Here is a 7,693-nt window from a genome sequence, read left to right on the forward strand (position 1 = left end):
ATTTTATAAGAGGATGGGTTATCTTTCCTGAAAAATTTTTAAAAAATGATTATAAAATCTGTAAAACTTACCCATATTAATATAGCGGGGCATCGCCCCAAAGATTTTGTTGAAATTTAGGAGGAAATGTACATGGCTACAGGTAAAGTAAAATGGTTCAATGCAGAAAAAGGTTTTGGATTCATCGAAGTTGAAGGTGGAGAAGACGTATTCGTTCATTTCTCTGCAATCCAGTCTGAAGGCTTCAAAAGCCTTGATGAAGGTCAGGAAGTTGAATTTGACATTGAAGAAGGCCAGCGTGGACCGCAGGCTGTTAATGTGACGAAACTATAATATTCACTTCATATGATGAAGAGTCTCCTAGCGGGGCTCTTCTTTGCTTTATAAAGGAGGAATGAGGTTTGCTTATAACCGCCATATCAGATACCCATATGCCAAAAAGGGGAAGGGGCCTGCCCAGGTTTCTCACTGAATATCTTGAAATTTCGGATGTTATCATTCATGCCGGTGATTGGCAGGACTTGTCTGTTTACAGGGAACTCTCATCCTTCGGGAAGCTTGAAGGGGTTTTTGGAAATACAGATAGCGGAGAGCTCAAGGAAATGCTGAAGGATAAGCTTATCCTTGATATTAATGGTTTTAAAATCGGTGTTGTGCATGGGCATGGAAAAGGGAAGACGACTGAAAAGAGGGCGCTTGAAGCTTTTGCAGCTGACAAACTGGACTGTCTAATCTTCGGCCACTCCCATATACCGGTCTTGAAAAAGGAAAACGGCACCCTTATCATAAATCCAGGTTCTCCAACTGATAAAAGGAGGCAGCAGCGGTTTTCTTTTGCTGTAATCAGGGCAGAGGAAGAGCTTTCAGCAGAGATTGTTTATTTTGATAAAGAATCTTAACAGGAAAAAGCAGGCCGCATTTGGTGCGTCCTGCTAATTGAGTTTCAGCTCATAATAATCCTGGGATTCAAGCGGTATAAATCCGCATGACGTATAAAGATTTAGGGCATTACTGTTTTCGGCGGCCACCTCCAGGAAAATATCCCTCCCTTGTTTCCTTTCCTGCCTGATAATTCTGCTTAAAACACTTCTTCCAATGCCGCGCCTCTGAAACTCAGGAAGGATCGCGAATCCATAAATCCAGCTCTCTTTGCCGTCTGTCTGTATCCTCACCTTACCTGCGGGAACTCCGTTATACTCAATGATGAATAAAGTCTGTCCATGATCGGCTGCTGTTTGTCCGTAAAACAGAGTTGCATCTTCTTCGGAAAGGCTGAAACAAAGAACATCCAGCAGGATGCAAATATTTGCATCTCCGGCAGACGCCTCTCTTATTTCGACCTCTTTTTTTTCAGATAGAATATCTGAGCGAGAATACTTCATCTGATGCTCGGTGAAAGAGTACTTACAAGGAAGCGATTTGAAAAGCTGTTTGGCAGCATAGGACTCTGCGGGAGCATTTAACAGTATTTCAGAAGCGTTTGCCAATTGTTTTTCAGCCTGCCTTAAGAGGGCTGAAAATATTCCCTTCTGCCGATGTTCTGGATGAACCATTCCGCATACCTCCATTTTAGCTCCGAAAGGATACAGAGCCAAAAAACCTGTCAATCTTCCATCCTGATATGTGAAGAAGTCTGTCTTTGATTCGATATTCCTTGATTTCAGCATATCCCAATTAAGTTTTAGCCTGAAATTTTCATGTTTTTCGCAAATATCCTGAAGTTCCTTAATTTCTTTCAGCTGTCTTACTGTCAGCATCGCTTTCCCCCCCAATCCCGTATATATCTATATTAGCCTGAAGGAGGGGGAAGAGGAATACATAATTGCAAACCATCAGAATTATTCAATTAGTGGCATTTAATTGTGTAGTTCACCTGGAATGGTTATGATAAGTAGAGTAATGATTCCGGAGGTGTTGGATAATGAAAAGTTTTACAGTAGAATTTCACAAAGAAGATCAAGTAGAAGCAATGAAGGTTAATAAGCTGAATGAAGAGGATTTCAATTTTGCCACTGAAGGCGGAACCAGGCATCTTTTTGAGCTTGATACAAACGTAGGCTTTTTTATTTACTTTGATGCGATCAGCAAAGAGGGGACAGAGTCATATCTGGTTCTCCATTATGAAGAAGAAAATGAAGAGCCAAGTGCCTGTTATTCGTTTGAACTGAAGGATTTCTACCAATTTGCTGCACTTCAGTTGAACGATCTTGAGTTTAGTGAAGAAGCAGGGGAAGAGGAAGAGGAAGAGGAAGTGTACGGACCTATCCATCATCTTGCTCATCTTATGTATCATATTATTGAAGAAGGCCGGAAAATCGAGGAATAGAAAAAAGAGCAGCTCGCTGCTCTTTTTTTTGCTTAGAATGCTGGTGCACAGAAAGCTGTTATGCAGGAAGGTTCGCCTTACAGTAGCTTTCCACCATCTTTTCCTCTTCTTCATCCAGTGCAAAATCGAGAGCCTTTTCATCAGAAAAAAAGAAGTGGTAATTGAGGATTTTTGAACCTGTCTCATCTTTGTAAAAAAGGACACGCAGGCTCAGCCCTTCCTCGGAGTATAATTCATCATCTTCCGGAACTTCTATGTCTAAGAGGAACTCATACCTCTGCCCTTCCAGTATCCCTGTAGGATCAATGATTTCTTCAATCAAATGTCCTGTAATTTCCATCTATATCATCCTCTCTGGGTAGTTTCTGTTTATCGATATTCGTATTATACACTTTTATGCACGCCTGCGTAATCTTTTGTTCTTATCCTTCTTCAAATCCATTGTTTCCATCCTTGAAGGGTAAAGATTCATACTAAGAAACTTTAAAATGCTGCATTGACAAATACAGGGAAATGCTGTATACTTATAAAGTATTTAATTCAGGAAATAACATTTAATTTCAGATTCACTTGTTATAAAGGATCCAGTCCATTATTTTATAACGGGTGAATTTTTATTTTTCGAGGGCTTCGGCTCTTTGAGGAGGTGCCTTTTATGGCAATGGGATTCGGGAGAAAAAATACCGAAGAAGTAAAAACAGAAGAAGTGAAAGTCTGGGAATGTATTTCTGACAGCTGCAATGGATGGCTGCGTGATAACTTTAAAAGCAGTGATCAGCCGGCTTGCCCGCTTTGCAACAGTGAAATGAAGGAATCGACTAAGCTGCTTCAAGTTGTTGTTAATAATAGCATCTACTCAAAATAAGGAAACCAAATGGCCTGGCCATTTGGTTTCTTTTTTTTATGTCCGGATAAATCAGGCAGCATCGGGCAAAATAAAGGAAAAACCTTTAGATATGATGGAAGTGAAGAGAACAGTGACTGGCATGCACCTTTTTATAGCATTGGTATTTTTTAGTGTGATTTTAATTTATATTTCCTTCAGGAAAGAAATCAGGGTATCACTGCCGCTCTATTTCTTTGTAATGGGTTTATCCTTTATTTTGGAATACATAGTATTTATTCTTGGAAAAGCATACACTTACAGGCCGACTGTGTTTGAAGAAAAGTGGTTTGATGAGGTATTTGGGGCAAGCATTTCACAGGCACTTTTCATTCCGGCGGTACTTACAGCAGTCTCAATTTTCCGGATTGGCTTTTTTTGGAGGCTTGCAGTAATAGCCGGCATTTTTTTGATAGAGAGCTTTTTCCTGAGAGAGGGCGTTTATGAGCAGCATTGGTGGAGAACGTGGTACACGAGCGTAATCCTTTTTGCGGCTATGTTTGTGACAGACATATGGAGGGATTCATTAAAAAACCCTTCCTCTTTTGTAAGATTTGTGACGGTATATATGGCAATTACCACAATTATTCAGGCTGCTGTTTTTTATACGGTGATCTTTTTCCGGATCCATACCTATCACGCCGGCTTTTTTGAGTCGCATGACCGTGATCAGCTTGCTTTCAGCACCCTCATTTGGCTGATATACAGCCTGATATTAGCTGTAATAGTCATCTATGAATTCAGGAAGATGGTTTTTGCAGGACTATTTGCGGGGGCCTGGCTGTTTGAAAAACTTTTGATCCAGGCTGGTGTTTTAACGATTTCCAATTTGTGGAGTTCTGTATATTCAGCTGCGTTCATTACGTTATTCTGCTTTCTGATAGGCAAGCTGGCCGTTTATTTCTTTCCTGATATTAAAGGTGAATCTGTATAATGTCCTTTCAGGCGAATTGCATTATAATAAAAGAAATAATGCACTCTTTAAGGGGTAAGTTTTCATGGATGAAGTTCAACGGCTTAAACAGGAAAATGCTGAATTAAGGAATGAAATACTGCGGCTGAAAAATAGGTCAGAAGTAAATCATGCTTATTGGCCTGACATGGATAAAGGGGATGAAGGCGTATCGTTTGAAAAGCTGGAGAGCTTCCTGAATCCTATACTTGATATGGTTCCTCATCATATTGTTTTTATAGATGGGAATGGGCTTATAACCTTATGCAATCTCCAGGCTGCGAGGGACCTTCATGCTGACAGAAGGGAAATAATGGGCCGCCACATCAGGGAGCTGCTGAAGATTCCTGATGATAAAATAAATCTGCTCGAATCCCTCAGGACTAAGAAGCCCATCGTTAACAGGGAAGTGCTTGACAAAAATTACGGAATCAACAATACAAGAGTTATACTGGACGGAAACGGAAACGTGAAGAGGGTATTGGGTGCGTTCCAGTTCCTTAATGGAGTAAAGGAAGCAGAGAAGCAGGCTCTTGCAGGGAGGATTGCAGCAGGCATAGCCCATGAAATCAGAAACCCGCTTACCACGGTAAGAGGCTACCTTCAGCTTCTTCAAGGGAAGACAAATCAAGAGGTGTCTGAGCTGTTTTCTTCCTTGCTGATCCCGGAAATTGACAGGGCCAATAAAATCATCACAGATTTCCTTAGAATTGCAAAACCGGGTGAAACGACCAGCGAACTGCTGAATGCAAAGGAATTCCTTCTGGATTATACCGGGAAATTCCTGAATAGTGAAGCGCTGCTGTATAATGCGGAAATTGAATATCAATTAACAGACATTGCAGATGAAACATTCTTTAAAGGAAATCGTGATGAATTGCTGCAGGTGTTCATTAACCTTTTCAGAAATTCTTTCCAGGCTAAAGGGAGCGAACCGCTTAAAATAATCATTGCTGCCAGAAGAGCTGACTCCTTCATTAGAATTGAATTCAGGGATAATGGAAGGGGGATTCCTTCTTCTATTCTGCCCCATATTTTTGACCCTTTCTTTACTACGAAGGATGAAGGGACAGGGCTTGGGCTCTCAGTTTCCAAAAAGGTTATTGAAAATCACGGCGGCATGATGAATGTAATGAGCGATGAGGGGGGAGCTAAGTTTATCATTGACCTTCCTGCAGAAGGCCGCCTTGACTATTAATAATATTTTTATCGTACAATCAACAGAAATGCCCCCGGCTGAATATGAATAAATAAATTCGTAATCAGCAGGGGGGATCAGGTTGGATGTCAAAAAAAATCTGTTGAACTATACTGCAGTGGGGGATTCGATTACTGCCGGTGTGGGTGCTTCGTTCTTTTCCCCCGGCTTTGTGCCGCGATTTGCCAGACTTGCAGAGGAATCCCTTGGCCGGAGGGTTGTCCATAAAACTTATGCTAGGCCGGGAGCCCTTTCGGGTGAAGTTCTGGAAGCTGTCAGGTCTCCTGCAGTATCCAATGCTTTAGCGGGATCAGACCTAATTACGATCACAGCCGGAGGCAATGACCTTATTCAGGGATTAAGGTCATATCTGCTGACAAAAAATGAAAAAGACTTATCTTCGCGCCTGAATTTATCAGCAGAAAAGCTAAGCGGCATTGTAGAACATATTACTGAACTAAAATCAGATTCCCCGGAGCCTTATATGGTTTATCTCCTAAACCTTTATAACCCCGTTGCCGGAGAAGAAACAGCAGACCGGTGGATCAGGAAATTCAATAAGCAGCTGCAGCAGCTGTGCGATCACCATCACTTTCGGACAGTGAATATATTTCAGGCTTTCAAAGGGAATGAGAATGATCTTGTTGCGATGGACAGAGTGCATCCCAATGACAGCGGCTACAATCGCATTGCTGAAAAAATAAAAGATACTGGCTATGGACTTTTGATCTGCCAATAGACAGGTTCCATCTCAAGAAAGAGAGGGCGCCTGTCTTGTTTTTTTGTGAACCCAATAATTTCCACCTTATTTCCTGTTGACCATCATCTACCGTGCTGTTATTATAAATGAACAGCAATCGACATTGACTGCTGGTAAATTTCTTCTCATTTTATCAATTTATGATTTCAGCATTATAATTTTTATCGAATTATGTTGACAAGAGGTTGGTAAACTGGTATTATAATAGAGCTGCTTTGGGAAGGGCGCTATTGAAAGATTGTTCTTTGAAAACTGAACGAACAAAAACGTCAACGTTAATCTTATTTTTATCAGAGCTAAATCTTACTCTTATATGGAGAGTTTGATCCTGGCTCAGGACGAACGCTGGCGGCGTGCCTAATACATGCAAGTCGAGCGGACGGATGGGAGCTTGCTCCCTGAAGTCAGCGGCGGACGGGTGAGTAACACGTGGGCAACCTGCCTGTAAGACTGGGATAACTTCGGGAAACCGGAGCTAATACCGGATAATGCATAACCTCTCATGAGGTTATGCTGAAAGATGGTTTCGGCTATCACTTACAGATGGGCCCGCGGCGCATTAGCTAGTTGGTGAGGTAACGGCTCACCAAGGCAACGATGCGTAGCCGACCTGAGAGGGTGATCGGCCACACTGGGACTGAGACACGGCCCAGACTCCTACGGGAGGCAGCAGTAGGGAATCTTCCGCAATGGACGAAAGTCTGACGGAGCAACGCCGCGTGAGTGATGAAGGTTTTCGGATCGTAAAACTCTGTTGTTAGGGAAGAACAAGTGCCGGAGTAACTGCCGGCACCTTGACGGTACCTAACCAGAAAGCCACGGCTAACTACGTGCCAGCAGCCGCGGTAATACGTAGGTGGCAAGCGTTGTCCGGAATTATTGGGCGTAAAGCGCGCGCAGGCGGTCTCTTAAGTCTGATGTGAAAGCCCACGGCTCAACCGTGGAGGGTCATTGGAAACTGGGGGACTTGAGTGCAGAAGAGGAAAGTGGAATTCCACGTGTAGCGGTGAAATGCGTAGAGATGTGGAGGAACACCAGTGGCGAAGGCGACTTTCTGGTCTGTAACTGACGCTGAGGCGCGAAAGCGTGGGGAGCAAACAGGATTAGATACCCTGGTAGTCCACGCCGTAAACGATGAGTGCTAAGTGTTAGAGGGTTTCCGCCCTTTAGTGCTGCAGCAAACGCATTAAGCACTCCGCCTGGGGAGTACGGCCGCAAGGCTGAAACTCAAAGGAATTGACGGGGGCCCGCACAAGCGGTGGAGCATGTGGTTTAATTCGAAGCAACGCGAAGAACCTTACCAGGTCTTGACATCTCCTGACAACCCTAGAGATAGGGCGTTCCCCTTCGGGGGACAGGATGACAGGTGGTGCATGGTTGTCGTCAGCTCGTGTCGTGAGATGTTGGGTTAAGTCCCGCAACGAGCGCAACCCTTGATCTTAGTTGCCAGCATTCAGTTGGGCACTCTAAGGTGACTGCCGGTGACAAACCGGAGGAAGGTGGGGATGACGTCAAATCATCATGCCCCTTATGACCTGGGCTACACACGTGCTACAATGGATGGTACAAAGGGC

9 protein-coding genes and 1 rRNA gene are annotated in these 7,693 nt (G+C 43.3%); 8 read left to right on the plus strand and 2 right to left on the minus strand.

Features of this window, described 5'->3' with window-relative positions:
• The first annotated feature begins 132 nt into the window (after positions 1–132).
• Both LCM00_RS10945 and LCM00_RS10950 read left to right on the plus strand, forming a co-directional pair.
• Positions 133–333 carry a cold-shock protein gene (locus tag LCM00_RS10945; RefSeq protein WP_009795530.1) on the plus strand — a complete coding sequence of 67 codons (201 nt, stop codon included), beginning with the start codon at positions 133–135 and terminating at the stop codon, positions 331–333.
• A gap of 68 nt (positions 334–401) precedes the next feature.
• On the plus strand, positions 402–899 hold the full coding sequence (locus LCM00_RS10950) for a metallophosphoesterase family protein (protein ID WP_224901476.1): 498 nt from the start codon (positions 402–404) through the stop codon (positions 897–899).
• Between the two features lie 33 nt (positions 900–932).
• Here LCM00_RS10950 and LCM00_RS10955 read toward each other — a convergent pair whose 3' ends face one another.
• The gene (locus LCM00_RS10955; RefSeq protein WP_224901479.1) at positions 933–1,757 is read right to left on the minus strand and encodes a GNAT family N-acetyltransferase; all 825 of its coding nucleotides are present in this window, start codon (positions 1,755–1,757) and stop codon (positions 933–935) included.
• Between the two features lie 164 nt (positions 1,758–1,921).
• Here LCM00_RS10955 and LCM00_RS10960 point away from each other — a divergent pair, with 164 nt between their 5' ends.
• On the plus strand, positions 1,922–2,326 hold the full coding sequence (locus LCM00_RS10960) for a cytosolic protein (RefSeq protein ID WP_224901483.1): 405 nt from the start codon (positions 1,922–1,924) through the stop codon (positions 2,324–2,326).
• Between the two features lie 58 nt (positions 2,327–2,384).
• Here LCM00_RS10960 and LCM00_RS10965 read toward each other — a convergent pair whose 3' ends face one another.
• A complete protein-coding gene (locus LCM00_RS10965; protein ID WP_224901486.1) occupies positions 2,385–2,666 on the minus strand; it encodes a DUF6509 family protein in 282 nt (93 codons plus the stop codon).
• Between the two features lie 315 nt (positions 2,667–2,981).
• On the opposite strand from LCM00_RS10965, the gene LCM00_RS10970 reads away from it, so the two are divergent.
• From LCM00_RS10970 to LCM00_RS10990, 5 genes are all read left to right on the plus strand, one after another.
• The gene (locus LCM00_RS10970) at positions 2,982–3,191 is read left to right on the plus strand and encodes a cold-shock protein (protein WP_009795535.1); all 210 of its coding nucleotides are present in this window, start codon (positions 2,982–2,984) and stop codon (positions 3,189–3,191) included.
• Between the two features lie 91 nt (positions 3,192–3,282).
• Positions 3,283–4,143 carry a hypothetical protein gene (locus LCM00_RS10975; protein ID WP_224901489.1) on the plus strand — a complete coding sequence of 287 codons (861 nt, stop codon included), beginning with the start codon at positions 3,283–3,285 and terminating at the stop codon, positions 4,141–4,143.
• Positions 4,144–4,207: 64 nt separating this feature from the next.
• Positions 4,208–5,359: an ATP-binding protein gene (locus tag LCM00_RS10980; RefSeq protein ID WP_224901492.1), complete on the plus strand. Its 1,152-nt coding sequence runs from the start codon at positions 4,208–4,210 to the stop codon at positions 5,357–5,359.
• A gap of 82 nt (positions 5,360–5,441) precedes the next feature.
• Positions 5,442–6,098, plus strand: a complete 657-nt coding sequence (locus LCM00_RS10985; protein WP_224901495.1) for a GDSL-type esterase/lipase family protein — start codon at positions 5,442–5,444, stop codon at positions 6,096–6,098.
• Positions 6,099–6,429: 331 nt separating this feature from the next.
• A 16S ribosomal RNA gene (locus LCM00_RS10990) occupies positions 6,430–7,693 on the plus strand; the annotation flags it as partial.

This window comes from Bacillus infantis, from assembly GCF_020171945.1.
GTDB classification, from domain to species: Bacteria; Bacillota; Bacilli; order Bacillales; family Cytobacillaceae; genus Bacillus_AB; species Bacillus_AB infantis_A.